Origin of the sequence: Amycolatopsis sp. NPDC058986, from assembly GCF_042741125.1 — a bacterium.
GTDB lineage: Bacteria > Actinomycetota > Actinomycetes > Mycobacteriales > Pseudonocardiaceae > Amycolatopsis.
In genome coordinates, this window is record NZ_JBHYJW010000010.1 from 105,020 (window position 1) to 130,603 (window position 25,584).

At 70.1% G+C, this 25,584-nt stretch carries 30 protein-coding genes; 13 read left to right on the forward strand and 17 right to left on the reverse strand.

The annotated features are described in order from the left end of the window. Positions 1-71: 71 nt before the first annotated feature. The 9 genes from ACFW0G_RS12220 to ACFW0G_RS12260 all read right to left on the reverse strand — a co-directional run bounded on the left by ACFW0G_RS12220 (position 72) and on the right by ACFW0G_RS12260 (position 9,674). Complete coding sequence (locus ACFW0G_RS12220) at positions 72-383, reverse strand: hemerythrin domain-containing protein (protein WP_378325204.1); 312 nt, start codon at positions 381-383, stop codon at positions 72-74. A gap of 189 nt (positions 384-572) precedes the next feature. Then, a complete protein-coding gene (locus tag ACFW0G_RS12225; RefSeq protein WP_378325076.1) occupies positions 573-1,499 on the reverse strand; it encodes a TIGR01777 family oxidoreductase in 927 nt (308 codons plus the stop codon). Between the two features lie 3 nt (positions 1,500-1,502). Further along, positions 1,503-2,066 (reverse strand): PadR family transcriptional regulator, encoded by a 564-nt coding sequence (locus ACFW0G_RS12230; RefSeq protein WP_378325077.1) that lies wholly within the window; start codon positions 2,064-2,066, stop codon positions 1,503-1,505. Positions 2,067-2,124: 58 nt separating this feature from the next. Continuing rightward, complete coding sequence (locus tag ACFW0G_RS12235; protein ID WP_378325205.1) at positions 2,125-3,252, reverse strand: DUF6895 family protein; 1,128 nt, start codon at positions 3,250-3,252, stop codon at positions 2,125-2,127. 5 nt (positions 3,253-3,257) lie between these two features. Beyond that, complete coding sequence (locus ACFW0G_RS12240; RefSeq protein ID WP_378325078.1) at positions 3,258-4,040, reverse strand: ABC transporter permease; 783 nt, start codon at positions 4,038-4,040, stop codon at positions 3,258-3,260. Between the two features lie 10 nt (positions 4,041-4,050). Next, the gene (locus tag ACFW0G_RS12245) at positions 4,051-4,965 is read right to left on the reverse strand and encodes an ATP-binding cassette domain-containing protein (protein WP_378325079.1); all 915 of its coding nucleotides are present in this window, start codon (positions 4,963-4,965) and stop codon (positions 4,051-4,053) included. Between the two features lie 9 nt (positions 4,966-4,974). Further along, positions 4,975-6,330: a lanthionine synthetase C family protein gene (locus ACFW0G_RS12250; protein ID WP_378325080.1), complete on the reverse strand. Its 1,356-nt coding sequence runs from the start codon at positions 6,328-6,330 to the stop codon at positions 4,975-4,977. Next, the gene (locus tag ACFW0G_RS12255; RefSeq protein ID WP_378325082.1) at positions 6,327-9,419 is read right to left on the reverse strand and encodes a lantibiotic dehydratase; all 3,093 of its coding nucleotides are present in this window, start codon (positions 9,417-9,419) and stop codon (positions 6,327-6,329) included. Before ACFW0G_RS12255 ends, ACFW0G_RS12250 begins: the two co-directional genes overlap by 4 nt. 78 nt (positions 9,420-9,497) lie before the next feature. Continuing rightward, positions 9,498-9,674, reverse strand: a complete 177-nt coding sequence (locus ACFW0G_RS12260; protein WP_378325083.1) for a gallidermin/nisin family lantibiotic — start codon at positions 9,672-9,674, stop codon at positions 9,498-9,500. A gap of 262 nt (positions 9,675-9,936) precedes the next feature. Between ACFW0G_RS12260 and ACFW0G_RS12265 the strand changes: the two genes are divergently transcribed. The 5 genes from ACFW0G_RS12265 to ACFW0G_RS12285 are packed head-to-tail and all read left to right on the forward strand — an operon-like array spanning position 9,937 to position 13,723. After that, positions 9,937-10,500 (forward strand): RNA polymerase sigma factor, encoded by a 564-nt coding sequence (locus ACFW0G_RS12265; RefSeq protein WP_378325085.1) that lies wholly within the window; start codon positions 9,937-9,939, stop codon positions 10,498-10,500. After that, on the forward strand, positions 10,497-11,396 hold the full coding sequence (locus ACFW0G_RS12270) for a hypothetical protein (RefSeq protein ID WP_378325086.1): 900 nt from the start codon (positions 10,497-10,499) through the stop codon (positions 11,394-11,396). Before ACFW0G_RS12265 ends, ACFW0G_RS12270 begins: the two co-directional genes overlap by 4 nt. Before the next feature lie 32 nt (positions 11,397-11,428). Then, positions 11,429-12,028 carry a hypothetical protein gene (locus tag ACFW0G_RS12275; RefSeq protein ID WP_378325088.1) on the forward strand — a complete coding sequence of 200 codons (600 nt, stop codon included), beginning with the start codon at positions 11,429-11,431 and terminating at the stop codon, positions 12,026-12,028. Next, positions 12,025-12,807: a hypothetical protein gene (locus ACFW0G_RS12280; protein ID WP_378325090.1), complete on the forward strand. Its 783-nt coding sequence runs from the start codon at positions 12,025-12,027 to the stop codon at positions 12,805-12,807. The genes ACFW0G_RS12275 and ACFW0G_RS12280 overlap by 4 nt, the downstream gene beginning before the upstream one ends. A gap of 37 nt (positions 12,808-12,844) precedes the next feature. After that, positions 12,845-13,723 carry an ABC transporter ATP-binding protein gene (locus tag ACFW0G_RS12285; RefSeq protein ID WP_378325091.1) on the forward strand — a complete coding sequence of 293 codons (879 nt, stop codon included), beginning with the start codon at positions 12,845-12,847 and terminating at the stop codon, positions 13,721-13,723. A 4-nt stretch (positions 13,724-13,727) separates the two neighbouring features. On the opposite strand, the gene ACFW0G_RS12290 is transcribed toward ACFW0G_RS12285, so the two are convergent. Beyond that, positions 13,728-14,060, reverse strand: coding sequence for a DUF4288 domain-containing protein (locus tag ACFW0G_RS12290; RefSeq protein ID WP_378325092.1), 333 nt, complete (start codon positions 14,058-14,060; stop codon positions 13,728-13,730). Positions 14,061-14,117: 57 nt separating this feature from the next. Further along, positions 14,118-14,444 (reverse strand): hypothetical protein, encoded by a 327-nt coding sequence (locus ACFW0G_RS12295; protein ID WP_378325093.1) that lies wholly within the window; start codon positions 14,442-14,444, stop codon positions 14,118-14,120. Positions 14,445-14,775: 331 nt separating this feature from the next. Between ACFW0G_RS12295 and ACFW0G_RS12300 the strand changes: the two genes are divergently transcribed. Continuing rightward, positions 14,776-15,369, forward strand: a complete 594-nt coding sequence (locus tag ACFW0G_RS12300; RefSeq protein WP_378325094.1) for a hypothetical protein — start codon at positions 14,776-14,778, stop codon at positions 15,367-15,369. Here ACFW0G_RS12300 and ACFW0G_RS12305 read toward each other — a convergent pair. Both ACFW0G_RS12305 and ACFW0G_RS12310 read right to left on the reverse strand, forming a co-directional pair. Beyond that, positions 15,306-15,749 carry a DoxX family protein gene (locus tag ACFW0G_RS12305; RefSeq protein ID WP_378325095.1) on the reverse strand — a complete coding sequence of 148 codons (444 nt, stop codon included), beginning with the start codon at positions 15,747-15,749 and terminating at the stop codon, positions 15,306-15,308. The two genes, ACFW0G_RS12300 and ACFW0G_RS12305, sit on opposite strands and share 64 nt — an antisense overlap. Position 15,750: 1 nt before the next feature. Next, positions 15,751-16,095, reverse strand: coding sequence for a VOC family protein (locus tag ACFW0G_RS12310; RefSeq protein WP_378325096.1), 345 nt, complete (start codon positions 16,093-16,095; stop codon positions 15,751-15,753). 82 nt (positions 16,096-16,177) lie between these two features. On the opposite strand from ACFW0G_RS12310, the gene ACFW0G_RS12315 reads away from it, so the two are divergent. The 3 genes from ACFW0G_RS12315 (at position 16,178) to ACFW0G_RS12325 (ending at position 19,426) form a co-directional block, all read left to right on the forward strand. Next, positions 16,178-17,059, forward strand: coding sequence for a sigma-70 family RNA polymerase sigma factor (locus ACFW0G_RS12315; protein ID WP_378325097.1), 882 nt, complete (start codon positions 16,178-16,180; stop codon positions 17,057-17,059). 62 nt (positions 17,060-17,121) lie between these two features. Continuing rightward, positions 17,122-18,696, forward strand: a complete 1,575-nt coding sequence (locus tag ACFW0G_RS12320) for a CocE/NonD family hydrolase (RefSeq protein WP_378325098.1) — start codon at positions 17,122-17,124, stop codon at positions 18,694-18,696. Between the two features lie 103 nt (positions 18,697-18,799). Further along, the gene (locus ACFW0G_RS12325; protein ID WP_378325099.1) at positions 18,800-19,426 is read left to right on the forward strand and encodes an ATP-dependent Clp protease proteolytic subunit; all 627 of its coding nucleotides are present in this window, start codon (positions 18,800-18,802) and stop codon (positions 19,424-19,426) included. Here ACFW0G_RS12325 and ACFW0G_RS12330 read toward each other — a convergent pair. Next, a complete protein-coding gene (locus ACFW0G_RS12330; RefSeq protein ID WP_378325100.1) occupies positions 19,413-20,258 on the reverse strand; it encodes a prolyl oligopeptidase family serine peptidase in 846 nt (281 codons plus the stop codon). The genes ACFW0G_RS12325 and ACFW0G_RS12330 overlap by 14 nt on opposite strands. A 251-nt stretch (positions 20,259-20,509) precedes the next feature. Between ACFW0G_RS12330 and ACFW0G_RS12335 the strand changes: the two genes are divergently transcribed. From ACFW0G_RS12335 to ACFW0G_RS12345, 3 genes are read left to right on the forward strand one after another with little or no spacing between them, the layout of a single operon-like run. Then, complete coding sequence (locus tag ACFW0G_RS12335; protein WP_378325102.1) at positions 20,510-21,448, forward strand: alpha/beta hydrolase; 939 nt, start codon at positions 20,510-20,512, stop codon at positions 21,446-21,448. Between the two features lie 32 nt (positions 21,449-21,480). Next, positions 21,481-21,927, forward strand: a complete 447-nt coding sequence (locus tag ACFW0G_RS12340; RefSeq protein ID WP_378325104.1) for a GbsR/MarR family transcriptional regulator — start codon at positions 21,481-21,483, stop codon at positions 21,925-21,927. Between the two features lie 8 nt (positions 21,928-21,935). Beyond that, complete coding sequence (locus ACFW0G_RS12345; RefSeq protein WP_378325105.1) at positions 21,936-22,745, forward strand: class I SAM-dependent methyltransferase; 810 nt, start codon at positions 21,936-21,938, stop codon at positions 22,743-22,745. On the opposite strand, the gene ACFW0G_RS12350 is transcribed toward ACFW0G_RS12345, so the two are convergent. The 3 genes from ACFW0G_RS12350 to ACFW0G_RS12360 form a co-directional block, all read right to left on the reverse strand. After that, positions 22,742-23,329 carry a TIGR03086 family metal-binding protein gene (locus tag ACFW0G_RS12350; protein ID WP_378325107.1) on the reverse strand — a complete coding sequence of 196 codons (588 nt, stop codon included), beginning with the start codon at positions 23,327-23,329 and terminating at the stop codon, positions 22,742-22,744. The two genes, ACFW0G_RS12345 and ACFW0G_RS12350, sit on opposite strands and share 4 nt — an antisense overlap. A 50-nt stretch (positions 23,330-23,379) precedes the next feature. After that, a complete protein-coding gene (locus ACFW0G_RS12355; RefSeq protein WP_378325108.1) occupies positions 23,380-23,601 on the reverse strand; it encodes a hypothetical protein in 222 nt (73 codons plus the stop codon). Between the two features lie 77 nt (positions 23,602-23,678). Further along, positions 23,679-24,440 carry a maleylpyruvate isomerase family mycothiol-dependent enzyme gene (locus ACFW0G_RS12360; protein ID WP_378325110.1) on the reverse strand — a complete coding sequence of 254 codons (762 nt, stop codon included), beginning with the start codon at positions 24,438-24,440 and terminating at the stop codon, positions 23,679-23,681. A gap of 67 nt (positions 24,441-24,507) precedes the next feature. On the opposite strand from ACFW0G_RS12360, the gene ACFW0G_RS12365 reads away from it, so the two are divergent. Then, on the forward strand, positions 24,508-25,416 hold the full coding sequence (locus ACFW0G_RS12365) for a MerR family transcriptional regulator (RefSeq protein WP_378325111.1): 909 nt from the start codon (positions 24,508-24,510) through the stop codon (positions 25,414-25,416). Positions 25,417-25,584: the final 168 nt, after the last annotated feature.

The following is a 25,584-nucleotide window of genomic DNA, read 5'->3' on the forward strand; positions in this document are numbered from 1 at the left end:
TCCCCTCACCCGCCGCTGTGGGTGATCGGCCCCCAGCGATCACCCACAGCGGCTCCCTTTTGCCGTGCTGGTCATTGCCCCGGCTCAGGAGACATGCGCGGTTTGGCCGGACGTCCGTCTCCCGCCAGTTCGCGGGCTTCGTCGCGGGTGGTCACGAGCTTGTCGAGCGCGGCGTTGAGCGTGGCTTCTTCCCGGCCGAAGTGCTCGCTCATGCGCCGGTGCAGGTGGTCGAGGTGTGCACGGACGTCGTCTTTCGGCGTCTCGCCGCTCGACGACCAGGCACCGAGGGCCTGTTCGAATTCGGTGATCAGGCCGGCGAGCACGACATGGTCGGCTTTGAGCTGCTCGATCGTGGGCTGCAGATCGGGATGCTCGGCGAGCAGGCGTACGAAGGCCCTTGTCCTCGCGCACGTGGTGGTCGGTCAGCGCGGAGCAGAATCTGTGACAGTGCGTGAGAAGGTCGGCGGAGAGCGAAGCCGTCTTCGTGGCGTTGCGCGCACGTTTGAGTTCGCGCTCGAGGCGGTGGTGGATCGTCTGAAGCTCGAGTTTCCAAGCAATGATCCGGCGTCTGCTCATGCCGTTGCTCCGGCACATTCCCGGAGGGCACCTTCGAGGTGGGGGTACTGGAACTCGAAGCCCGATTCGAGCAGGCGGGCCGGTGCGACACGGCGGCCGCCGAGCACGATGGCGGCGCCCGCTCCGACGAAGAGCCGGGCGAGCAGTGCCGGCGACTTGCGCGGTCGATCGGCCGAGGCCACCCGCGCCAGCGTTTCGGCGAACTCCCGGCTCCGGACCTGTTCGGGCGCGACCAGGTTGTAGGCCCCGTGCCAGCCGTCTTCGGCCATCGCCCGCAGGATGAACGCGACGACGTCGTCGAGGTGGATCCAGGGCAGCCACTGCGAGCCCGGCGCGAAGTACGAGACCTTGCCCTTGCGAGCGTTGTCGAGCTGCCACGCCAGACCGCCGCCCTTCGCGGTCAGCACGAATCCGAGGCGCAGGAGCACGGTCCGCGCCGCCGGCCCCGCGATCGCGGCGGCCTCCCACTCGCGTGATCCCCGCGCGTACTCCCCTGGCAGGGACGCGGTGTACTCGTCGACCAGTTCGTCCGTGGGGGAGCCGAATCCGTAGACACCGACCGAGGACGCGTTGATCAGAGTCCGGGGGCCGGGCGATGCGTGGTCCATCGCGGCGACGAGGTGCCGGGCACCCGCGATACGTTGCCCGGTGGCTTTCCGCAGGTATCTCGGGCCCGTGAAGGGCTTGAACAGCGGAGCGCCCGCCAAGTTCACTACGTGGTCGGCGCCGGTGACCGCGGCCTCCCAGTCGCCGTTCTCTCCCTGGCGATAGGTGAGGTACCGGGCGGCGTCCGGCACGAGGACCCGGGCACGTCCGGGGTCTCTCGCCAGTACCACGACCTCGTACCGACGGGCGATCAACGCCGCGGCGACGGCTTTGCCGACCAGTCCGGTCGCGCCGGTCATGATGACTTGTCCGGTCAACGTTCACTCCTCGGTCTCGAGGGGAGGGGCGGCCATCAGCGTGGGAAGCTGGTCGAGAAGTTCGTTGTGCCAGTCGATTTCGAGGCGCAGCCTGCGCATCGTGTGCTCGAAGATCATCTTCTCCATCGCGCTGAGGTACGGGCCGGCCTCCTCGCGGAGGTGGGACATCTCCTGATGCTGATGGGTGAGCGACGCTCGGCGATCCTCGATGGCCGACCGGACCGCTTCTTCGGTCATGCCGGTGACGTGGCCGAGTGCCAGGTCGATCGGGTCGGGACTCAGCTTCGCGTCACGCAGAGCCGAGGCGCGCTGAACCACCAACTCGTGGCGGCCTTCCTCGGTGATCTCGTAAACCGTGCGGGGTGGCCTGCCCCCTGCCTGTTCGGTACGGACCCGGCGGACGAGGCCTTCGGTCTCCATTCGTTGCAACGCGCCGTACAGCGATCCCGGCTTGATGTTCGTCCACCGGTCGACATGGTCCAGCTGTGCCGCGCGGCGGATCTGGTGTCCGTGCATGGGGCCACGACGCGCCAGTTCGCCAAGCACGAAGAGTCTTGCTGAGCTCACCACTTATTCATACGTGATTACTCAAACTTGAGCAAGTGGCCTGCCGGGGCGGGCCGTGCTACCGCCGAGGAGGCTTCGACGCGAGGCGCAGGTAGGCGGCGGCTCGGCGCAGGACGGGCTCGTCGGCCAGGTCGAGAGCCTCGGCATGACGCAACACCGTGCGTAAGGTGTCCAGGTCGTAGGTGCGCACCGCATGCACCGCCAGCGACGACAACACCGTTCCCCACCAAGGAGAATCCGGCACCACATCAGGAAGCGGCGGACGCGAAGGGTGCAATAGGCCCAGCGGTTCAGGCGACGCGGAAGAGGTTCCACCGACGCGTTCGCGTTCCGCGGCGGCCATGGCGGCGACCATCGTCGTGTGGTGGCAGGTCCCGAACAGGTAGGCCTCCGCCGCGTCGCCCCGCAGAGCCGACCAGCGTGCCGGATCGTGCAGCGGGCCGGGCACGGCACCGTCCGGGCGCTGGGTGTCGGACAGTACCCGGAATCCGTGTGTGGTCACGGGACAAGAAGCGCCCAGCGTCGTGAGACACAGCAGGAGTTCCCCTGCCAGGTCGAGATTCCCCGCCGCCAGGTAGGAACCGGCCAGCACCCGCAGCAGGTCGGTGAGCCCCCGAATCCCCGGCATCGGGCGGGTGCCGAAGTCGGTGGCGTAGAAGACGACGTGGGTGAGCGCGTAGGCCTCGTCGTCCCGCAGGAACAGTGGATCCGGCGAACCGGCCACAATGGACTGTCCGACGAGGTCCGGAATCCGGGTGGGGAAACCGCCGAGTTCCAGAACGTACCGGAGTTCACATCGATGCTGCACCGGACGCCAAGCGCCTTCGTGATCCCCCGACTCGGCGGCGAGGACGTCCAGGATTCGCTCGCGAGCCAAGGGGGCCGGGCGTCCGGCGTCTTCCAGCAGCGCGACCAGATAGGCGTGATAAGGAAAAGCCTGGTCGGCGCGGCACAAACCGGAGAGGAACGACCGCGACTCCACAATGGACGAAGCGAGGTCGAGTGCCTTGTCCGGCAGCGGGTGGTCCCTGAACCGGCCGCGGCGCAGCACCCGGCACAGCACCAGCAGCTCCAGCGCCGTCCCGCCGGGGAACGGCCGCGGCGGCAGGAAGCGGTCCCATTCGGCTGGATCGAACCATCGCAGCCGATCGGTGAGCCAGCCGACGGCGTCGTCGAGCAGCGGCATCGCGCTCACCGGCCGATCTTGGCGCGGATGCACCCGGCGAACCCGCACACGAGGCCCGCCAGCACGGCGAGGTCGAGGCCGATCGGGGCGACCGCGGCGGCGGGGCCGATGAGCACCTGGCGGGCGAGATCGACCAGGTAGGTCAACGGGTTCACGTGGATCAGCGCGGCGAGCCAGCCCGGCACCCCGCCCGGCCGGAACACCGAACCGGACAGGAACAACATCGGGAACATCGCCAGCTGCACGCTTGCCTGCAAGGTCTGCACGCGCCGCAGCACCGTGGCGAGGAACAGGCCGAGCAGGCTGAACACGACCGCGCCGAGCACGTAGACCGACGCCGCGAGCGCGATCGTCCCGGCCGGCGGCCTCAGCCCGAACACGGGCGCGCACACCAGCAACACCAGGCTCTGCACCGAAACGATCGCGGTCGTGCCGACGACTTTCCCCGCCGGAAGGCACATCCGGGGCACCGGCGCGACCAGCATTTCCCGCAGCACGCCGTACTCCCGGTCCCACGCGTACGAAAGCCCGGTGGTGATCCCGACCGTGGCCACCTGGATCGAAATGATCCCGGGCAGCACGTACGCGCTGAACGGCACGCCGTCGACCGTCCCGACCATCGTGTCGAATCCGACGGCGTAGATCACCACGAAGAACAGCACCTGGGCGGCGTTGCTGACGAGCAGCCCGGGGCGGCGCACCTGACGCTGCAGATCGCGCGCGGCGATCACCAGCACCGCACGCAGGCTGCCGATCATCCGGTCCTGACCGGGGGCGAAAGTCGTCACGGTGAGCCTCCTAGCCCGCGGTCGCCGCGAGGTAGACGTCGTCCATCGAGGGCCGATGCGCGGAGACACTCAGCACGGGAACGCCGACAGCCCCCACGATCTCGGCGATCCGCCGGTCCGGATCGCCGCAGCGCACGGCGAGTTCGCCGAAGCCGGTCACGACGTCGAATCCGGCTGCCCGAAGACGCGCCGCCGCGGCCACGTCGTCATAGGTGCTCAACAGCACGCGGGACGCGTCGAGTTCGTCTTTGAGTTCTTCCGGCGAACCACGGCGGCCGACGCGCCCGCCCGACATGATCACGATCGTGTCGGCGTGCTCGGCCTCTTCCATGTAATGCGTGGAATACAGCGTGGTGACACCGAGTTCGTCCCGCATCCGCAGCAGGTCGTCCCACACCACGCGGCGCGAATGCGGGTCGAGGCCGGTGGTCGGTTCGTCGAGGATGAGCAGGCCGGGCCGGTGCAGCAACGCCCGCACCAGTTCGACGCGCCGTGCCAGCCCGCCGGAGAGTTTCTCGACGGCCTTGCCGCGGTGCTCGGTCAGCCCGAACATGTTCAGCAGGCGGTCGATCTGCGTTGCCGCGTCGGCGCGGCGCATTCCGAACAGCCGTGCGTGGAACCACAGGTTCCGCTCGACCGAGAGTTCCTTGTCCAGCGTGCGTTCCTGGAACACCAGCCCGAGCCGCCGTCGCGCGAGCTTCGGCTCGGCGCGGACGTCGTGGCCGAAGATGCCGATGCGCCCCGACTCCGGCCGCTCCGCGGTGGACAACGCCTTGAGCAGACTGGACTTTCCGGCGCCGTTCGGCCCGAGCAGCGCGGTGAGCCTGCCGGGCACGGAATTGACCGACACGTGGTCGACCGCGAGTGTCGAGCCGTAACGCACCACGATGTCGGAGAGGTCGAAGGCGAGCAGGTCGGCCGGCACGGTGACTCCTCAGCTCAGAGCGAGGCAGCGGTCCCACGACCGCTGCTCGCCGGGTTGGTCCGTCACCGACAGCAGCGCGCACGCCACTCCGGCGGCGCCTTCGAGCACTCCGGCGACGTCGAGTGCCTTGAACTCCGTGGGACCCGGCGCGGTGCGCGGGTAGCGCATCAGGTGCCGGAACACGAAGGGCGCGTCCGGATCGGCGTGGTCGAGTACCTTGCGGGCCAGGCGATCCCGGCCGTCGAGCAACTCGGCGTCGTCCTCGGCCGAGCCGACGCGGTGCAGGACCTGGAGCAGGCCGGCGTAGCCGTGGCAGATCGTCGGCCCGCTGATCGCCCACCGGTTTTCGTCACGGCTCAGCGCGTCCCGCAGCGCCTGGACTGCCGCCGTCCGCCAGGAGAGGACGTCCAGTGTGGCTCCCGCGTGGTGCAGCGCCGAGGCCACGCCCGGTGCGCCGTAACACCATGCCGTCCTGGTGAAAAGGCCGTCCGGGCGCGTTTCGGCGATCTCTTCGGCGAAGCTCACCCGGCACGGCCAGTATGTGCCGTGCTCGTCGGTGCGGATCCAGCCCATGAGCCACTCCGCGATCCGCCTGATCGCGTCGCGGAGACCCGGGACGTCGTGACCGCGGCGCAGTGCGAGCGACAACACCATGAGCGGCCCCGGAATCCCGTGTGCCAGGCCGAGGTTGAAGTCTCCGCGCGGGTAGTCGGCCCGGTCGCGATCGCTGACCTGCAGTTGCGGCGGGACCCACCAGCCAGGCACACGGTGCCCGTCGGCCTCGATCGGCCGGGTCACCGTGACGAGATGGCGCAGGGTCCCGTCGAGCGCGCGTTCGACGTCGGGGCCCGTTTCTGCGGGGTCTTCGACGGCGTCCAGCAGCAGGCGTGCCGTGCCGGACAGGCCGTTGATGACGTCGTAGGTCTCCCACGAGACTCCGGAATCGCCGTGCGCGCGGCACGCTTCGAGCCGGGTCAGCTGATCCGCCGCCACCCACGCGGCGAGGTTGCGGCGCAGGCCGGGGTACTGGCCGCCGCAGGTCTGAGTGGCCGCGAGCAGCGCGGCCGGTCCGGCGTGCAGGCCGCGGCTCGGCTGAGTAGTCATCGCCTCGCCCGCGGCTTGGATGTGCCGGTGGGCGATGGCGAGCCAGCGCTGATCGGACCGCGCGAGTTCGGCGTAGAGCAGCGCGACGCCGGGAAGGCCGTTGGACAGCGTCAGCGGTCCCCACATCAGCGCGTCGTAGATCGGATCCCAGTTGTCCGGATGGCTCGCGACCTCCGCGACGGCCACCGGATCCGCGAGGCGATCCGCGACCAGGCCGACGATCTCGGTAGATTTGTCCACTATGGACACAGTGCTGATCATCCGACGTGCCTCCTGCGGTTGAGATTGTCCTGCACCGCACCCCTGGCGATAGCGACCACGGCGACCTCGCGGTCGGTGTCGCCGCCGAAGAGCCGGTTGCAGGTCATGTGCAGCAGGCTGCCGATCAACCGTCCGTGTGGTGTCCGTGATCCCTCCACTTCGGACCGAAGGCGGCGCACCGATTCGTCTCGTGTGGACAGTGCGTCGAGTGCGGCCTTGCCGTAGGGATCTTCGGCCAGCTGCGACCAACCGCCGTAGGGGTCGACTATGCGACGCCATCGCGCGGCATCCTTGCGGTACAGCTCGGGGAGCGCGCGGCGGACACCGGTCATCGACAACCATGCGGCCGCCGCGTCGTCACCGCAGTCGGCGGGTGCGCGCGGGGTTCCCGGTGCGGGCACGCCGAACGCGTCGGCGAGACTCGCCACCGAGACGGCGGCGAGTGCGTCGAGCGAGTACGGGCAATCGGGGTGCTCGGTGAGTTCGAGCAGCCGGATCGCGGCCTGACTGTCCGCTTCGAACACTCGCTCGGCGGCCGCCAGCGCCGCCACGCCGCCGTACCGTTCGGCCTCGGGGTCGTACTGATCGACGCGGTGGGTCCTGATCAGTCCGTGCCGTTGCCATTCGGTCAGCGTGCCACCGACCGCGCGGGCGACATCGCCCCACAATGCGCTTGGCTCGCCGTGGAAGCGCACGCGCAGGTGATGCCCCTCCGGATCGGTGTAGCGGATGAAGAACCACCGGTCGGCGCCGTGTCCGCGAGCCTGCTCGACGAGCGCGGGAAGCTGGGTGCGCAGAAGGTCGTCCTGGCCGCGTGAGGGGCCGTAAAGCTTGAGGTAGAGCCAATCCCTGCCGAGACCGGAGTCCCCGCGGGCCGGATCGGCGTAGGCGACGTGCCGCCGCCGCGTCGATGTTGTGTCCCTTCTGGACAGTGGGACGACGAGTTCGGTGATGTGGCCGCCGATCCCGTCCGCGCCGGCGCCGGGGACCTCCTGCGCGACCAGTGTCGCGTCCTTGCGGATTTCGTCGCGGAGGAGTTCGAGATGCCACGGGTCGGTGAGGTCGAGCAGCAGCCGCTGGTCGTTGCTGACCACGAGGACCTGCTCCGGCACGTCCCATTTCCGGCGCCAGTCCGCCACCGCGGCGGGGAAGTCGTCGGCGTCGCGCAGCGAGTCGAGCCGCCAGACGGCGGGGGCGAGCACGAACCGGCCGCGGCGGATCCGCGGCACATATGGCGCGTCCGCGAGCGGGCCCCAGTTCCACGGCTCCCACAGCCGCTGTCCTTCGAGGCCGATTTCCCACAGCAGCCTCGCCGCGTTGGGCGCCTGCGCGGTCGGGCTGACCATGTTGCCGAGCGACGGGACGATCTCGCGGCCGGTCGGCAGGTGCACCGCGCACAGCCGGTCGAGGGTCGCGCCGATGCCGACGTCGGACAGGCGGATTTCGTCGGCACCGGGTGCGTCGGGCAGGCCGACGCTGATCCGCCTGCCGCTGTGCGGGACCGTGTGCGCGAGGTTCGCGGCCTTGCCCGAGCGCGGCAGGAAGGCGAGGTCCGCGCGGATCGCGTCCTCGACGTGGCAGGGCAGCCGGGTGATCTCCTCGCCGAGCGCGTCACCGGGCAGCAGGTCGGCGAACCGGGCGAAGGTGGCACCCGCCTGATGGGAGCCGGGGCTCGGCGAAAGCACGATCCGGAAATCGCCGGAGGACAAGGCATCCGGCGAGGCCGCCACGAGGTGGACCGTGACCTCGCACGAGTTCGGCGCCGTCGTGGGATCCGTTTCGGTGGTGAACGCGGCCACCAGCTCGTCGGTCAGCTCGACCTCGCGCTGTCCACTTCGGACGGCTTCGGCGACGAGCCGGTGGATCAGCCTGACACGCTCGGAGTCCGAAGTGGATGGTGAAACCTCGGCGGCGGTTTCGGCCGCGGGCCAGCCGTATCCGGCGGGTGCGCCGAGGCCGCGTGCCTCGTCCAGCAGTTCGAGTATCGGGACGACGCGGTCGGCGCCGTAACGTTCGAGGAACCGCGCGTGGTAGCCGCGCAGGGCGAGCAGACCGAGCTTGTCCCGCGACATTCGCCACATCAGCTCGACGGCCTGTTCGACTTCGGCACGCACTTCGTATGGCAGCCGGGTTTCGACGTCGAGAACGGTGTCGACGTGCAGCGGAGTCGCGTAATCGTTGAGGTTGTGGGCGATGTCGATCGTCTTGGCCAGTTCGTCGCGGCCTTCGCCGACCGGCAGCGCGTCGTATCGCGCGCGGCCCTTGTCGATCTCGCGCAACGCCGCCAGGGCGTCCATGCTCTTGGCGCTGAGCGATGTGGTTTCGAGGATCTCGATGACGTGGCGCAGTGGATCGCCGCCGTCCAGCGGCGGGCGGAGACCGGTGATCAGGAGTTCCTCGCCGACCAGGACGCCGAGCATTCCGGCGGCTCGATCGGCTGGTACGCCGAAGCGGGCGCCGACGCGCTCGGCGAGCGTGTCGAAGAGGACCGTCTCCGCCGCCTCGTCGAGCACCGCCGTGACGACCGGCGAATTCCGCACGGACACCGTCGCCCGCGCCGTGCCGCCGGGTGGGGCACCCAGCGAAGAAGGACAGTCCAGCACGACGCGGTCACCGCGCGTGGTCAGCGCCGGGTGGGCGCGGACGGGCAGCGACCGCAGCAGTTCGCCGTCGGCTTCGAGTTCGTGGACCACGCCGAGCAGCCACTGCATGTCGACGTGCGTGCGGGTGCGGTGCGCCTCACCCCGGCGCGTCTTCGCGGACGTGTCGAACCGTCCACATGCGACACCGGAGAACACGCCGAACGGGGTCGGGCGGGTGCGCATGCGGATGTCGTACCGCAGCACGGCGAGCGCGGCCCGGCGGAGCTGCGAGGCCTTGAGCCCCCTGACGCGGCCGGCGGCGACGCGGTCGAGCAGACGGCTGAGACTGGGCGTCGCGAGTGCGATCGCCTCGCTCAGCAGGGGATCGGCCGCCGCGGCACGCAGCAGCGCGAGCTGGTCGCCACCCGAGGGCAGCGCGGCGCGGTCCGCGGCGAGCGGCGCGCGCACCAGGAAGACGTCCCAGGCGCGGAAGAGTGAGTCCGGCATCAGCGTGCACCCCCAGATGGATGTCCTCGGTGGACGGCGCCCGGCCGGGACGGCGAACCGCCCCGGCCGGGACCGGTGTCAGCAGCAGTGGCTGCAACCGCTGCCGCCGCCATCGCTGGTGCAGCCCGGCGTGCAGTACGAGTAGCTCGTCACCGCCGGACCGGCCGAGACGTTGCCGACGCCGACCCGCAGGTCCAGGTCGAACAGGTCGACCGTCTCCGGAGTCTCGGTCTTGTGCTCCACAAGCGAGCTCATGGTTCCTCCTCCATCGCGTGAACCGCCCCCAACGGACGGCGATACCCACGACCCGGACCGCCTGTTCGACAGCCCCGGCCGCGGTTCGAGACAAGCAGGCGGGATCGGGCGCTACAACGCTTCGGGGCCGATCTGGCAGAGACGTCAGTGCCGGACTGCCAACCCGGGGATCCTGGTGGGCGCGGCGTCGGCGCGGCACGAACGGACCAGCCGCGACGGCTCGATTTGAACCGTTCCGGGGCCACCCGCTACACAAGGGTGTGTGGACTCCGACGAGGCGCTCCTGGCCGCGGTGGCCGGTGGCGAGCAGGACGCCCTGCGCGCGCTCTACGACCGGCACGCCACCGCCATGCTGCGGCTGGTGCGCCGGATGACGTCGCAGGCCGGGGTCGCGGAGGAGATCCTGCAGGAGGCCTGGCTCGCCATCTGGCGCTCGGCGGGCAGTTTCCGCGGTGACTCCTCGGCGCGCGGCTGGCTGTTCGGCGTGGCCAAGCGGCAGGCGCACAACCACCTGCGCAAGGCAGTGCTGCCGGTCGTCGAGCTGGAGGAGGCGGGCGCCGTGCCCGATCCGGCGGGCGACGTCGAGACGGCGGTGTTCGCCAGGGCGGCGCGCGCGGAGCTGGCGGCGGGCATCCGGGACCTGCCGGAGCACCTGCGGGAGGTGCTGCTGCTCGTGCTCGTCGACGACATGGCCTACCCGGACGTGGCGGCGGTGCTGGACATCCCCGTCGGCACGGTGAAGAGCCGGATGTCCCACGCCCGCAAGCGGCTCGCCGCGGCGCTGGCGACGGCCACGGCGAACCCGGTGGCAGGGAGGCAGGAATGAGCGACCGCATGAGCACGCATCTGACGGACGATCAGCTGGTCGCGGCCGTCGCCCGCCCGGCGACGGGTCACCTCGCGGACTGTGCGGACTGCCGGGCCCGGCTGGCCGGATGGCAGAACATGGCAGGCGCGGCCCGCGCGGTCTCGCACGAGCTGACCGGTGAGTTCGGCACACCCACCTTCGACAGTCTGCTCGGGCCGGTGCTGCCCCAGCCGGAGCCCGCGCCACCGGTCGAGGTCGTCAGCCCCGGGCTGCGCACGTCCTGGCGGCTGGTCGCGATGCTCACCCTCGCCCAGCTGCGGCTGCTTCCCCGTTCGCTCGCCCCGCTCACCCTCCTCGGCTTCGCGGGCAGCGTGCTGCTGGCCGTGCTCACGGCGCGGACGGGGCTGTCGACCGTGTTCTTCGGGCTGGCCGTGACGCTGGTGATCCAGCTCGGCACGCTGACGGCCTGCTCCGCGCGCAGCGATCCGCGGATCGAGCTGATGGCGACCATGCCGGTGACCCCGGCCGTGGTGTTCGCGAACCGGATCTTCGTCGTGCTCGCGCTGGACACGCTGCTCGCGCTCGCGGCGTCCGCGGCGGCGTCGGCGCTCGGGGCCCCGGCGGGGGTGCCGGACCTGATCGCGGGCTGGCTCGGCCAGGCCATGTTCGCCTCCGCCGTCGGCGTGGTGTGCGCGGTGTGGCGGTCGACGGCGACGGGCGCGGTGGCCGGGTTCGTCGTCTGGCTCCTCGGCCTCATGGGGACGGTCTCGGGCAGCGGGTTCGCGCACCGGCTGGGGTCGGTCATCGCGCCGCTGTGGTCCACCGCGCCGACGACGCTGCTGGTCGCGCTGCTCCTGCTGCTGGCCGCCGTGCCCGGCATGGGCAGGCCCCGCTACGGCGTGCCGACGGCGTGAACCGATCCGCGCCCGCCGGCTACGTACCTGTCGTGAATGGACTTTGGCTGCACGAGGTCCGCCGTGGCGGACGTCTCGTGCTGGCGTTGCCGCTGGCGGCGGCGGTCGTGCTGGGCGGGCTCGTGCCGTCGCTGGGCGCGGGCATCGTCACCAGGACGCTGGTGGCGGACGCGCTGCCGGTCGTGGCGGGGCTCGCGGCGGCGTCGGTGCTGACCGGGGAACGGCTGGTCGAGCTGCACTTGACGCTGCCGGCGCCGTATCCGGCGACGGTCGCGCGCAGGCTCGCCTGGCTCGCGGTGTCGGCACTGGCCGGTGCGGTCGTGCTGGTGGCCGTGCCCACGGCGGCGGGGGTGCTTTCCGGCGCCGCCGTGGCGCTGGCCGGGGTCGTCGCGTTCACTGCCGCCCTGCTCGGCGTGGCGGCGTACGCCGCGGTGAGGGTGCGGTCGGCGGCAGGGGCGTCGGCGGTGGTGTTCGCCGCCTGGCTGGCCAAGGTGCTGGTCGTCGACCAGGCGATCCGTTCGGTCCCGGTGCAGGTGGTGCTGTTGCTCGCGGCCGGTGTGGTGCTGCTGCGCCTGGCCGCGCGGCGGCTCGGTGATACCGAGGCCCTGTTGCGAGCTACGGAGGAGGCATGAGCGGAGTGCTTTCCCCGGCGTTGAGCGGCACGGTCCGCTACGAGGCAACGCTCGCGCTGCGCCGCCGCGCCGCCTGGTTGTCGCTGGTTCCCTTGTGCCTGCTGGCTTTGCTGCTCGGTCTCGGCTCGCAGGGACTGACGTCGTACACCGACCCGATGGCCCGCATGGGTGCGACGGCGATGATGGTCAACGCGCTCGGCTCGATCGGGGTCGCCATCGCGCTGGCCGATCGGCTGGCCGCGCAACGGCGTCCCGGGCTGCGAGAGCTGCTCGGCGCGACCCCGGCGGGGCCGGTCGGGCGAGCGGCGGGCGTTCTGCTCGGGCCGTGGCTGGTCGCGCTGGTGCCCGTCGCGCTCGTGCTGCTCGCGCTCGGCGCCATCGTGTCGGCCTCCGCCGGGTCCGCGCGGCCGCTGCTGGGCGCGCTGATCGGGCTCGTCACCATCGTGCTGCCCGGATCGCTGCTGCTCACCACGATCGCCACCCTGCTCGGGCTGATCCTGCCCGTCGCCGCGGCACGGATACTGGTCATCCCGCTCTGGTACTGGGCGACGGCGCTGAGCCCGCTCATCCCGGTCCCGACCATCACCGGCACGCTGCTGTCGCCGCTCGGCTCGTACCAGTCGGCGGTGTGGCTGGGGACGCTGCCGCCGCCGGACGAGGGTGGCTGGCTGCATCCGGCCGCGAGCCCGGGCGTCGCCGTGCTCGCCATCGGCGTCACGCTGGCGATGGCGTCGCTGTTCTTCCTGCTCTCCCGCCCGATCCTGACGGTGCGCCGATGAGCATTGGTAACCCGCGCACCAGGACGGAGACCACCCGGTGAACATCACGATCGAGAACCTGACGAAGGTCTACCGCGGTTCGACCGTGGCGCTCGACGGCGTCGGCCTGACCATCGGTGAGGGCATGACCGGCCTGCTCGGCACCAACGGCGCGGGCAAGACGACGCTCATGCGCATCCTCACCGGCACCATCCGGCCGACGTCGGGCAGCGTCGTCGTCGGCGGGCACGATCTGGCCACGAGCGCCGGGCGGACGGCGGTGAAACGCCTGCTGGGCTACCTGCCGCAGGAACTCTCGCTCTACCCGGATCTGAACGGCCGGGAGTTCCTCGACTACGTCGCGCTGCTCAAGGGCATCGACGACAAGCGGGCGAGGCGCGCGCAGATCGACAGCCTGCTCGCCAGGGTCGGTCTGGAAAGCGTTGCCACACAACGGATCAGCCGGTACTCCGGCGGGATGAAGCGGCGGCTCGGGATCGCGCAGGTACTGCTGGGCGACCCCCGGCTGGTCATCGTCGACGAGCCGACGGCCGGGCTGGACCCCGAGGAGCGGATGCGCTTCCGCGCGCTGCTGGCGGGGCTGGGCGGGCACCGGATCGTCATCCTGAGCACGCACATCCTCGACGACGTCGCGCAGAGCTGCGCGCAGGTCGCCGTGCTCGCCACCGGCCGGGTGGCCTACCACGGCACGACGAGCGGCCTGGTCGGCGCGGCCGAGGGGCAGACCCATCTCGTCCGCGCGGCGGCCCAGCCTGCCGGCGACTTCACCGTGGTGAACGCGACGAACACCGCCGAGGGCACCGAATACCGCGTCGTCGGCCCGGTCCCGCCGCCCGGTGCGCGCCCGGTCGCGCCGACGCTGGACGACGGCTACGTCGCGCTGCTGCGCTCGGCGCGGCAGGCGGCGGCGCCGTGACCGATCAGTCCTTTTCGGACAGAAGCGGCTCGAAGCGGCGGTAGGCGTCGATGTCGGTGAAGTGGCGGGCGTAGAGGTCGCCACCGCGGCCGAGGTCGTCGTCCAGCGCGGGCGCGACGTCGACGATGTGCTTGAGCGACAGCGTGATCAGCTCGCCGCGTTCGTTGTGGTGGCTGCCCGATTCCCGCTCGGCGCGCTGTCGCGCCGTTTCGCGCGCTTCTTCCTCGTCACGCGCGAAGACGAGCACGAAGTCTTCGCGATACAGCGTCCGGTAATCGGGCGAGTCGCTGGTCGATTCGTAGAGCACGACGGCGACAAAGGGCTTTTCGATGGCCATGCTTCCTCTCTACCACAATGGCCGGGGCTCCCACCCGGGGAACCCCGGCCACGGGTGCTACTTGTCGAAACGCTTGTCGTTGAGCAACTTCCACGCCTTCACGTCGTCCCGGTCGCCCGCCTGCTTGCCCGCGTAGATCTGGCCGAGACTGCGGGAAAGGCGGTCGCTCGGGAACTCACGCCGGATCGAGCCCTTCTTGCAGCGGGAAATGAACTTCGCCGCGATCTCCGCGTGGTTGTTTCCCGCGACGCAGTCGAGCTGCTCGCCGAACGGGGCCGCGACGGCGGCAGGCTCGGCTGCCAGCGCGGACGCGGTGGGCACGACCGTGAAGAACGTGGCGAACACCAGTGCGATCGGTGCGAGGAACCGGACGAACTTCTGCATTTTTCCTCCCCAGGGTAGGGACTTCCGATAACGAGTGCCTGCGGCACGGAAAAGGTGTATCGCGTTCCGCGCGGCGCAGTGGCCGGTTATCGCGAGTTTGGCAGTCCTGTCAGTCATCGGCCCGGGAATACGCGACCCTTGTTCACGTTCGGTCATGACGCTATTCCGCCGGGGTGAGATCGGCGGTAACACATTCGTAGGACGGTTGCACGCAGTGATGCCGCCAGGTAGAGTAATCCGCGCAGTCGGCAGCCAAGCTTTGGGGGAAGTGGCATTGACGACCATGCTCGCGAACAGGCAGGAATGTCGGTACGCACTCGCGCACTGGGGGTTGAGAAACCTTCTTGCCGATAACGCGCACTGGACCGGACCGCACGGAATCGACATCGGTTTCCTGGCGCCGGATCGGCTGATCGCCGAGGGCAGAGACGACGTCCCGATGATCGTGCCCGCGGTGAACGAGGCGCAGGCGCAGTTCCTGGCGCAGCTGCGTGATCGCCTGTGCCTGGCGCCGATCCTCGCGATCGTCGACGATCTGAGCGGGCATCAGACCTACCGGGCGATGATGGGCGGCGCCACCGCGGTGCTCAACCTCGAACTTCCCGTGGGCAAACAGGAATCGGTGCTGCAGGCGTTGTTCGAGAGCTACCCGGGGGCCGAGGGCGCCCGGCTCCGCCCGGTGCCACGGGCGGGCGAGCGATGTCGGCTGGGCCGGCACGACCGGCAGCCGCCGGCGGGCGAGGCCAGGACGGACCACTCCGAGCTGCTCGTGAGGCTGCTCTGCGGTTCGAACACCATCGCGGCCATCGCCCGCCGGTTCTACTGTTCCGAACGCTCCATGTACCGCCGGGTGCGGCGGCTCTACGACACCCTCGGCGTCGCCAGCCGGTCCGAACTGCGGACCCTCATGGCCCGGCCGTCCTGAATCCCGAGCGTCCCCAGCACGCGGCTTTCCGGCCGGAGCGCCCAGGAAACCAGCGCGCAGACCGCGAACAGCCCGGGCCAGAAGAGATGGCTCGCGCTGGAGCCGGCCGCCGCGTGGGACGCGACGGCGCCGGTCAGCTCGAAGAAAGTCCCGGCGTAGGCCCATTCCTTGAGCCGGGGGAATCGCGGCACCGCGATCGCCACGGCACCCAGGATCTTCCAGATCCCGAGGATCGTCAGGACGTAGGGCGGGTAGCCGATCTTCACCATGCCCGCGAGGGTGTCCGGCCAGCGCATGAGATCGGCCAGGCCGCCGGACACCCAGGTGAACACGATGACGGCGGTCGTCAGCCAGTAGAGGATCCGCTTCGCCTTGACCATGTCACGGCTCCTGGATGAGGCCGATGGCGTTGCCGTCGGCGTCGGTCACCGACGCCACGAGCTTGCCGCCGCCGACGTCCTTGACGTCCTGCTGGGGCTGGGCACCGCCGTCGAGCAGCTCCTGGAGGCTGCTCTTGAGGTCGTCGACCCGGTAGTAGCCGACCGGCATCGTCATACCCTGCGCGTGTCCGTGGGGATTGAGCCCGATGTGCAGGCCCCCGGCGGTGAAGCTGACGTAATAGGGCTCGTCCATTTCGGGCGGAGCGCCGAGCAGCCCGCTGAACCGCTCTTTGGCTTTCGCGAGGTCCTTGACGGGGTAGATGATCGTCGTGATGCCTTCGGGCATGGCGTACTCCTCGAACGGTTTGTCACATCGGCGCGATTTCGCCGGTCAGTGGTATGACAGCCCGCGACGAAGGAATGTGACCATGACCGACCACGACCGGCTGACCTCGCGATTCGAGGAGCACCGCCCGCAGCTGAAGGCGGTGGCCTACCGGATGCTGGGTTCGGTGGCCGAGGCCGAGGACGCCGTCCAGGAGGCCTGGCTGAAGCTCGATCGGGCCGACACCAGCGAGGTGGCGAACCTCGGCGGCTGGCTGACGACCGTCATCGGGCGCATCTGCCTGAACATGCTCCAGGCGCGCAAGTCGCGGCGGGAGGAGCCCACCGGAGTACGGCCGGACGAGGCTGTCGCGAGTCCCGCGGACGGCGACGATCCCGAGCAGGAGGCCGTGCTGGCCGACTCGGTCGGGCTCGCGCTGCTGGTCGTCCTCGACACGCTGGCGCCGCCGGAGCGGCTCGCGTTCGTGTTGCACGACCTGTTCGGCGTGCCCTTCGACGAGATCGCCGCCATGGTGGACCGCTCGCCCGCCGCGGCCCGGCAGCTCGCCAGCCGCGCGCGGCGCCGGGTGCGGGGTGCGGACAGCGCCGCCCCCGATCCGGCCCGGCAACGTGAGATCGTCGTCGCCTTTCTCGCCGCTTCGCGGGGTGGCGACTTCCAGACCCTGCTTTCCTTGCTGGCACCGGACGCCGTGCTCCACGCCGACGCCGCCGCGGTCGAGATGGGGGTGCCTCGCGAAACGGGCGCTGCCGCCGTGGCGAAGACCTTCGCAGGACGCGCTCACGCGGCGAAGCTCGCCTTCATCGACGGCGCCGCCGGAGCGGTGTGGTCAGCGGGCGGGCGGCCGCGCGTCGTGTTCGCCTTCACGATCGAGGACGACCGGATCGTCGCGATCGACATGCTCGCCGATCCCGCGCGGCTCAGCGAGTTCGACCTGGTGATCGCCGAATCTCGACGACGGCGTTGACATTCCGCGGTGATCGGCTCATGCTCCCTGACGGTCACTCGAACGAACGGGGGCACTGGCGCATGTCCGGACTTCGTCAGCTCGAAAAGCCCCCGAGACGCCGGGTACGCGGGTCCCGCCGGTGGGCGCTGGTCGCCGCGGTGTCGGTGCTCACCGCCGGGTTGACCGGCGTCGCCCGCGCCGACGACGCCGTCGTCAACGGGTGTGTGACGAGTGTGCCCGATCCGGGCACCACCGCTCCGGTTTCGATCTGTTACACGGTTTTCCGGCCGCCAGGCGCCTCGGCGGACAAGCCGGTGCCGCTGATCTTCGACAGCCACGGCTGGGGTGGCAGCCGCGCCACGGCGGCGTCCGCCTTCGCGGACTTCCTCGGCGCGGGGTTCGGGGTGCTGAGCTTCGACCAGCGGGGCTTCGGGCAGAGCGGCGGGCAGGCGCAGCTCGAGAACCCGGACTACGAGGGCCAGGACGTGCAGCGCCTCGTCGACCTCGTCGCGGGCCTGGACTGGGTGGCGAAGCAGGCGCCCGGCGACCCGGTGCTCGGCGCGATGGGCGGTTCGTACGGCGGTGGCTACCAGTTCGTCGGGGCGTTCAGCGAACTCCGTGATCGGGGTAGGACGCGCTTCGACGCGCTCGCCCCGCAGATCACCTGGTACGATCTCGCCGGAAGCCTTGCCCCGCAAGGGGTTCCGCGCAGCGAATGGCCGCTGCTGCTCTACCTGGCCGGGATCCCGTCCAACGCGAATCCGCCGGTCGTGACCACCGGCCTGCTCGAGTCGCTGGCGACCGGGAACTTCCCGGATTCGCTCGCCGCGTTCATGGCGCACAATGGTCCACAGTGGAATGTCGGTCAGGGCCGCCGTCTCGACATTCCCGTCCTTTTCGGACAGGGCATCACCGACAACCTGTTCCCGCTCGAACAGGGTCTGAAGAACTTCCAGAACGCGTTGACTCCACAGGCACGCTCGCGCAGCATCTTCGTCGGCTACAACGGCGGTCACACGCTGCCGAGCGTTTTCCCGCCCGGCGCGCCGGGGGCTGTCGACGTCTTCTCCTCGGTCCAGGCCACAGGCGATCCTTGTTCGGCGCAGCTCGGTGGTAGCGACTTCCGCGCGCTGTCCCTGCGGTTCTTCACCGAACAGCTGCTGGGCAAGCCGACCGGGCTCGGCGGGCAGGGGACCTACCACCTGGCGACGCTCGGCGGGCGCTGTCAGACCGTCGAGTCCACGGCAGCCAGTACCGCGATTCCGGTCGGCACCCTCAGCAGCCCGGTCGGCCTTGGCCTGCCACAGTCCATTCCGCTCGCGCGGGGCCCGGTGGCGATCGCGGGAACGCCGACGCTGGACGCCGGCGTCACTTCGACCTCGCCGGACGGCCGGTTGTTCATGGCGTTGTCGGTCGGCACCAGCGCACTGGACGCGAAGATCGTGCAGAACAACATGCTTCCGCTGCGCCGGCTCGGCGGCACGGAACAGCGGTCCGGCGTCGAGCTGCCGTCGGTCGCGGTGGACGTCCCGGCGGGGCAGTCGCTTTTCCTCACCGTGTCACCGATTTCCGATCTGTCGTTCGCGCACGGTAGCCGGATTCCCGGAATCATGACGCTCCAGAACACCGTCGTACGGCTGCCCGTGGTGCGCTGAACCGCGGGCAGCCGGTTATTCGCTGATCGTGAACACGCGTCATTTCCGCGCCGCTTTCCGTTAGCTTCGAACGAGTAACGGATCGCGAGTGGTGGAGGCGTCGATGGGCACGGTCGAGGTTCCGCACGCGCGGCGGTTTGTGCCGTCGTACGTGGAGAACACGAGTTACGGCGTGAAGGAGAGCAACCCGTACAACCGGTTGTACGAGGACAGGATCATCTTCCTCGGCACCCCGATCGACGACGCGTCCGCCAGTGACGTCATGGCGCAATTGCTCCAGCTGGAGGGCGATGATCCCGACAGCGATATCGAAATCTACCTCAATTCCCCCGGCGGTTCGCTCACCGCGATGATGGCCATTTACGACACGATGCGGTACGTCCGTTCCCGTATTCGCACGGTCTGCCTCGGCCAGGCGGTTTCGGCCGCGGCGCTGATTCTCGCCGCGGGTTCGCCGGGAATGCGGCTTTGCCTGCCCAACGCACGCGTGCTGATCCAGCAGCCGGCGATCGAGAGCGTGTACGGGCACACGTCGGATCTGCTCATCCAGGCCGCCGAACTGCAGCGGATGCGGAGCCTGATGGAGTCCGCTTTCGCCGAGCACACCGGGAAAACGGCGGATCAGGTGCACGAGGACATCGAGCGCGCCGCCATCTTCACCGCCGACGAAGCCCTGCGGTACGGGCTCGTCGACGAGGTCGTGCCCTCCCGGAAGTTCACGGTCGCGTGAGATGATCCTCGAACCAGCGCGAGATCTCCTCGTCGACCACCTTGGTCACGGGCGACTGGGGAGCTGGCTCCAGCCCCGGCTCGTCGGCAAGAGGGTGGGCGAGGCCGGGCACGGTCGTCAGCCGGATGTCCTCGGGCCGCGTGTACCGCTCGCGCAGGGCATCGACCAGCTCGACGGCGTCCTTCCGCAACGACGGGTGGTCCTCCTCGCCGCTGACCAGCAGCAGTGGGACCTGCGGCGTGCGGGCCGCGAGCTCGTCGGCGAGCGCGACGAAGTCCAGCCGATCGGCGGCGGCGTGTGCTTCCGGCGTCCATGTGTACGGCTCGGTCATCGGTTCGACCAGGCCCACCACCGAGCGTGCGCGGACGCCCGGGTTGACCAGCGCCGCGGCCCGGACCGGGAACCGGTTTTCGACCAGGTGCCGCAGGACGACGGCACCACCGAGCGAACCGCCGGCGAGCCCGATCGGGCCGTCGTCGAGCGGGAACCGTTCGCGTAGTTCGGTCAGCGCGGCCGGGAACTCATCGGTGGCCTGGCGCACGAACGCGTCCACAAAGGACAGCATCGCGTCCTCCCTGATGACCGCCGCGGCAGCGGCCAAACCGCCCTCGGGCATTCGCGCCCCGGACAGCGGCATGCCGAGATGGATCCGCCATGCGGGCACCGTGTGCATCGGCAGCGCGGCGGCGAAGGCGGCGTTCGTGCGGGGCGCGTCGAGCATGTGCCAGGTGATCACGAGCGGGGCCGGGCTCGCGGCGTCGCCCGCCGGTGGCAGTGCGGTGAAGGGCACTCCCGCGGCGGTGCCGGTGATCGGTTCGCTGCGCTCGCTCATGGCGTTCCCCCTTGTGTCGTCCGGATTCTGTCACCCTAGACCGGGGGTGACACGAGAAACCCCTTGTCCGCCAAGGGCGAAACCCGCCTTGCTCAGCCGATCGTGAAGCCCGTGTCGCGAACGCGCCGTAAGGGACGTTGAGCGTCGCGAACGGCGCGTTCGCGACATGCGTCAACCGGCCGTCCCGAAGCTTGACAGTGCTAGTCATTTCAGTCAATACTGAAATGACTAGCACTTGAGAGGTGAGGCTCATGATCGTTCGGCCGGAAGAGGTCCGGTTCCCCAGTCTCGGCACGCGCTGCGCCGGTGACCTGTACCTGCCCGAGGAGACGCCGGCGCCGGCGTTGGTGCTCGGCCACAGCGGCGTCATGGTGAAGGAGGCGCTGAGTGTCTTCGCGTCGTACTTCGTGCGCGCGGGGTTCGTGGTGCTGGCCATCGACTACCGCACGGTCGGGGCCAGCGAGGGGGAACCTCGGGGGCTTGACCACCCGGAGCGGCAGGCCGAGGACTTCCGTAGCGCGATCTCGTACCTGCGGACGCGGTCCGAGGTGGAGCCCGAGCGGATCGGTCTGTGGGGCGTCAGCGTCGGCGGTTCCGTCGCGGTGCAGGCCGCGGCGCTCGACCGGCGGGCGAAGTGCGTCGTCGTGCAGAGCCCGAGTGTCTGGGACGGCTGGCGGTACCTGGAACGGCTGCTCGGCAGCGAGGGACTGCGTGCGCTGCGTGATCGGCTCGACGAGGACTGGGAACGCCGGTACCGCACGGGCGAAAGCGCCCGCGTCCCGCACCTGACGCTGGACCACGAGAACGTCAAGCACGGGCCGGAGCTGTCCGCCCAGTTGTTTCCCAGCTACCGCAACGAAAAGACGCTCGACTCCACCGAGCACCTGCTGACCTTCGCGCCGGAGAACCTGATCCACCGGCTCGCGCCGACGCCGCTGCTGATGATCGCGAACGGCGGGCACGACCCGTACCACCTGCTCGACGAGGCGCAGAGCGCGTTCGCCAAGGCAGGCGAGCCGAAGCGGCTCGAAGTCCTGCCGTATGACGTCCTCGGGCTGTACACCGGCCCCGGCCTGGAAGAGGCGATGGGGCTGGCCGTCGACTGGTTCGACCGCTACCTGCGCCGGACCCGCCTGGCCACCGCCACACCGGCGCCGACACGCGAGACGGTGGCCGCTGTGAAACAGTGATCGGCTGAGGACACGGGCGAGGAGTGGGCGACATGGTTGACGAGGACCGCATCACGCGATGGGTGGAGCGGGTGGCCACCTTCTGCGTCGACGAGTGGGGGTTGCCGCCCATCACCGGGCGGATCCTCGGCTGGCTGATGATCAGCGACCCGCCCGAGCAGTCCGCCGGCGAGATCGCCGACGTCATCTCGGCGAGCCGCGCCTCGCTCACCTCCAACATGCGCTTCCTGACCGTGATCGGGCTGGTCCGCAAGGTCCGCCGCCCCGGCGACCGCACCGCGTACTACCGCATCGAGGACGACGCGTGGCAGAAGGTCGTCCAGCGCAAGCTCGACAGCCTCGGCGCCTTCGGCGAGATTGCCGACGAAGGGCTCTCCATCGCCGGGACGGACAAGTCCCGCACTCAACGTATCCGGGCCGCCCAGGAATCCTTGACCTGGCTGCGGGACATCGCGGCCCGGAATCCCCTGAAACCCTAGGAAATCCCATGAGTGTCCGGCTCGATCTCGGACCGATTCAGGAAACACTGCTGCTCACGCTGCACGCCCGCGCGCTGGACAGCCGGGCGCCCGCCCCGATCCTCGGTGATGTCCGTTCCGCCGAGATCGAGGAGCGGATCGACTACGACTTCGCCAAACTCAAGGTGAAGGCGAGCCTGATCACCGGCACCGCCCTGCGGGCCAGGAAACTCGACGACGCCGTCCGCCGCTTCGTCGGCGCCCATCCGGACGCAGTCGTGCTCGACCTCGGCTGTGGGCTCGACACCCGGGTCTTCCGCTGCGATCCGCCCGGCGGCGTCGACTGGTACGACGTCGACTTCCCGGAGGTGGTGGCGTTCCGGCCACGGTTCCTCCCGGACCGGTCGCGGCTGATCGGCGCCGATCTGAGCACGCCGGGCTGGGCGGCAGCACTGCCGGGTGACCGGCCCGCGATGATCGTCGCGGAAGGTCTGCTGCCGTTCATGCCGGGGGATTCGTTCCCGCGGATGATCCGCGAACTCACCGGTCACTTTCCGAGCGGGGAGCTGGTACTCAATGGCTACACGCGATTCGCGGCATGGGCGATGAAGTATCACCCGTCGATCAAGGCGCTGGACATCAAGGCGGCGCAAGGCTTCGACGATGCCCGGGAGCCGGAGGGCTGGGGTGCCGGGCTCACACTGGCCGAGGAGCAGGTGCTGACCCGCGTCCCAGAGGTGGCCGCGTTTCCCCAGCCGTTGCGTGCGTTCACCCGGCTGATGGCGCACAGCACCGCGATTTCGCGGCAGGGCGGGCGAGTACTGCGGTACCGCTTCTAGGGTTTCCGGCCCATCAGCCGGAGCAGCCGCTCTTGCCGCGACGCGCTCGGTGTTTCGTCGGGGGCGGCGAAGAAGCGATGTGTGGTCGTGCTCGCCGTCGGGCTTTCGTCCAGTCCTTTGTAGATGGTCTCCAGATTGTCGTCGATCCAGGCGATCAGCTCGGCGTCGAGCTTCTCGTCCGCGCCGATGGCCCGCGCGAGGTCCCAGGTGTGGATGACGCTGTCCGTCGTCCGCACGGCGAGCGCCTGCCGTCCGGGCACTTTCCCCAGCGGGTAGTCGAGAAGCCGGTCGAGCACCCCGGGCCGGGCGAACGCCTCGGCACACTGTTCGACGGACCGGACGTACGCGCCGGCCGGGTCGTCGCCGAGCGCGTCGGCGTCCCGGAGCCGGACGAAGTCCGCGCTGTCGCCACCCTCGGCGAGGCGGATGTAGTTGAGGTTGCCGCGCGTCATGTGGTTGACCAGCGCGCGGACGTTCCACGCTGTGCACGGCGTCGGCCATGTCCATTGGTCCTGCCGGGCTTCCCGCAGGCGTCGTACGAAGTCCTTGCCGGACAGGAGAAACCGGTCGAGGATCGGGTCCATAGGGGACAGTGTCGCCGATGCGGGCCGATTCGACCGGCGGTTTTCGGACGTTACTGTGGCGGCTTGTCCGCCGGAAATCGGAGGGTTGTTCCGTAGCGGTCGGCCAATGCCTGCCAGTGGCGTTGCGCGGCGGTTTCGTCGTAGGCCGGATTGTCCGGAACGGCGAATCCGTGTTCGGCGGGGTTCCCGCCGTGGAAGGACGCCGCGGCCGCCACCCTGCGGGGTGTGCAGGGTGGCGCCACGGTCGCCGTCTTCGGTGCGGATGGTGACATCCGTGCGGGGAATACGGCCAAGTTGTCGCCGACAGCCTTGGCGCACAGCGGATATCGCTGACGTCGGAACACGGACGTCACAGGGCGGTGGCCGCCAACCAGTCGTCCAGCAACTCGCGATCGCCGGTGACCTCGACCCGGTGGTCGGTGGGTGGCAGGCGGCGGGCGAACACCAGCATGAGGTCCCGCACCGGCCCGTTCACGGTGACGTCGGCGCCGTTCGCCGAGCGGTCCCAGCTGAATCCGTCCGGCGTGCGGGTGATCCGCCACCCGGCAGGCAGGTCCTGGGGCTGCCAGCGGAGGGTCTGGCCGTCGCCGCGCAGCGCGGCGAGCGAGGCTCTCAGCGACGTCGCGTTCGGCGCTGACAGGATGTCCATGGCTTCGCTGATCACGTCCTCGGCGAGGTCGGCGGCGATCTCGTACGGCTTTCCCGTGGCGAGTGCCGCGTCGGCGTGGTGCACGACCGTTTCGGCCAGCATCCGGCGCAACCAGAACGCGGCGGGACGTTCACCGATAGGTGTCCACAGAGGACTTGAAGCACCGGCCTCCCTTACCGCGTCGATGAGTTCGGCGGCGCCGTCGCACAGCCAATGCGGCCAGCTCGGCGGCTCGCCGGGCTCGGCCACCAGTGGATCGGGAAACGCGGCGGCCGTGCGAGTGCGCACGATGCCCGCTGCCCAGCGATGAGCCTGGCCGATGTGGCCGACCAGCTCCCTGATGGTCCACAGTGGGCATGTCGGCACCGCGGTGCCCGGAGGCACGGCTTCGACGACGGCGGCGACCGCGCCGGCCTGTTCGCGCAGGCCCTCGGCGAGATGGTCGAATCCGAGAGTTTCCATGGGCGTTGCTCCCTTCCTGACGTGTCCGTACGGTAGGAATTCCACTGGGGTGGAGGTTCGACGAAAAGTGACCGAGGACACATCGCTGGGTATCGGCGAGCTGGCGCGGCTGACCGGCGTTCCCGTGCGCACGATCCGGTTCTACTGCGACGAGGGCATCGTCGGCTCGGCGCGCAGCGCGGGCGGGCACCGCAGGTTCGACGCCTCGGCCGTCGAACGCCTCGGCCTGGTGCGGCGGCTGCGCGGGCTCGGGCTGGGGCTGCCGTCGATCACGCGGGTGCTCACCGGCCAGCGTTCGCTCGCCGAGGCCGTCGCCGCCGAGCGGGCCACGCTCGACGTCGAGCTGGCGGCGCTCGCCTGGCGTCGTGCCTCGCTGCGTGCCGTCGAGGAAGCCGCACCGGCGGACCGGGCGGCTCGGCTCGACCTGCTCGCCGCGGTCCAGGACGGCGCCGCCGCCCGCGACACGCTCGCGACGTTCTGGCGCCGCTTCTACCTCGGCCCGGTGCCCGCCGACACCGTCGACATGTTCCTGTCCGTGAGCGTGCCGCAGCCCCCGTCGGACCCGACTCCCTCGCAGGTGGTCGCCTACGCCGGGTTGGTCACGCTGGTCGGAGACCCGGCGTTGCGCGGGAAGTTGCGTACCCGCGCGCGGCTCTTCGCGGACCTGATCTCCGATGAGACCGCGCTGCACTCCGCCGTCGGGGAGGCATGCGAACTTGCCCGGCTGCTGGTGCTCGCCGGTCGGCGTCCCGGGCCGGGCCCCGCTCTCGACCGGTTCGTCGCGGCCTACGCGTCGGCCCGGCGAACCCGGGACACGCCCCTGTTCCGGCGCGAGCTGGTGACGCACACCGCCGCCGACCGCGATCCGCGCCTGCGCCGGTACTGGTCGCTCGTCGGTGAGGTGACGGGTGAGCCGGTGACGGTCGGGACAAGCCACCACTGGCTGCTCGACGCGTTGGAGCGTTCGGCCCGCTGAACGAGTGCGGCTCGCGGCCGACCGGGAATAGCAGTGCCGAGCATCGACGTGTTTCTGCCGTGAGGCCGGTGGACGCTCGCCAGCCGAGTTCCGGGATGGTGACGAAGTGGCCAGCAGCTATCTGACCGATGTGCCGGGACGACGGATGGTCGGGGACGGCGGTGTACG

What these genes read in the sequence shown, in the direction of transcription:
- ACFW0G_RS12235 (WP_378325205.1), bottom strand. Translation starts at nt 3,252, where the DNA reads ATGCCGCTGCTCGACGACGCCGTCGGCTGGCTCACCGATCGGCTGCGA.
- ACFW0G_RS12250 (WP_378325080.1), bottom strand. Translation starts at nt 6,330, where the DNA reads ATGATCAGCACTGTGTCCATAGTGGACAAATCTACCGAGATCGTCGGC.
- ACFW0G_RS12255 (WP_378325082.1), bottom strand. Translation starts at nt 9,419, where the DNA reads ATGCCGGACTCACTCTTCCGCGCCTGGGACGTCTTCCTGGTGCGCGCG.
- ACFW0G_RS12260 (WP_378325083.1), bottom strand. Translation starts at nt 9,674, where the DNA reads ATGAGCTCGCTTGTGGAGCACAAGACCGAGACTCCGGAGACGGTCGAC.
- ACFW0G_RS12270 (WP_378325086.1), top strand. Translation starts at nt 10,497, where the DNA reads ATGAGCGACCGCATGAGCACGCATCTGACGGACGATCAGCTGGTCGCG.
- ACFW0G_RS12280 (WP_378325090.1), top strand. Translation starts at nt 12,025, where the DNA reads ATGAGCGGAGTGCTTTCCCCGGCGTTGAGCGGCACGGTCCGCTACGAG.
- ACFW0G_RS12290 (WP_378325092.1), bottom strand. Translation starts at nt 14,060, where the DNA reads ATGGCCATCGAAAAGCCCTTTGTCGCCGTCGTGCTCTACGAATCGACC.
- ACFW0G_RS12295 (WP_378325093.1), bottom strand. Translation starts at nt 14,444, where the DNA reads ATGCAGAAGTTCGTCCGGTTCCTCGCACCGATCGCACTGGTGTTCGCC.
- ACFW0G_RS12305 (WP_378325095.1), bottom strand. Translation starts at nt 15,749, where the DNA reads ATGGTCAAGGCGAAGCGGATCCTCTACTGGCTGACGACCGCCGTCATC.
- ACFW0G_RS12310 (WP_378325096.1), bottom strand. Translation starts at nt 16,095, where the DNA reads ATGCCCGAAGGCATCACGACGATCATCTACCCCGTCAAGGACCTCGCG.
- ACFW0G_RS12315 (WP_378325097.1), top strand. Translation starts at nt 16,178, where the DNA reads ATGACCGACCACGACCGGCTGACCTCGCGATTCGAGGAGCACCGCCCG.
- ACFW0G_RS12320 (WP_378325098.1), top strand. Translation starts at nt 17,122, where the DNA reads ATGTCCGGACTTCGTCAGCTCGAAAAGCCCCCGAGACGCCGGGTACGC.
- ACFW0G_RS12325 (WP_378325099.1), top strand. Translation starts at nt 18,800, where the DNA reads ATGGGCACGGTCGAGGTTCCGCACGCGCGGCGGTTTGTGCCGTCGTAC.
- ACFW0G_RS12330 (WP_378325100.1), bottom strand. Translation starts at nt 20,258, where the DNA reads ATGAGCGAGCGCAGCGAACCGATCACCGGCACCGCCGCGGGAGTGCCC.
- ACFW0G_RS12335 (WP_378325102.1), top strand. Translation starts at nt 20,510, where the DNA reads ATGATCGTTCGGCCGGAAGAGGTCCGGTTCCCCAGTCTCGGCACGCGC.
- ACFW0G_RS12340 (WP_378325104.1), top strand. Translation starts at nt 21,481, where the DNA reads ATGGTTGACGAGGACCGCATCACGCGATGGGTGGAGCGGGTGGCCACC.
- ACFW0G_RS12345 (WP_378325105.1), top strand. Translation starts at nt 21,936, where the DNA reads ATGAGTGTCCGGCTCGATCTCGGACCGATTCAGGAAACACTGCTGCTC.
- ACFW0G_RS12350 (WP_378325107.1), bottom strand. Translation starts at nt 23,329, where the DNA reads ATGGACCCGATCCTCGACCGGTTTCTCCTGTCCGGCAAGGACTTCGTA.
- ACFW0G_RS12355 (WP_378325108.1), bottom strand. Translation starts at nt 23,601, where the DNA reads ATGTCACCATCCGCACCGAAGACGGCGACCGTGGCGCCACCCTGCACA.
- ACFW0G_RS12360 (WP_378325110.1), bottom strand. Translation starts at nt 24,440, where the DNA reads ATGGAAACTCTCGGATTCGACCATCTCGCCGAGGGCCTGCGCGAACAG.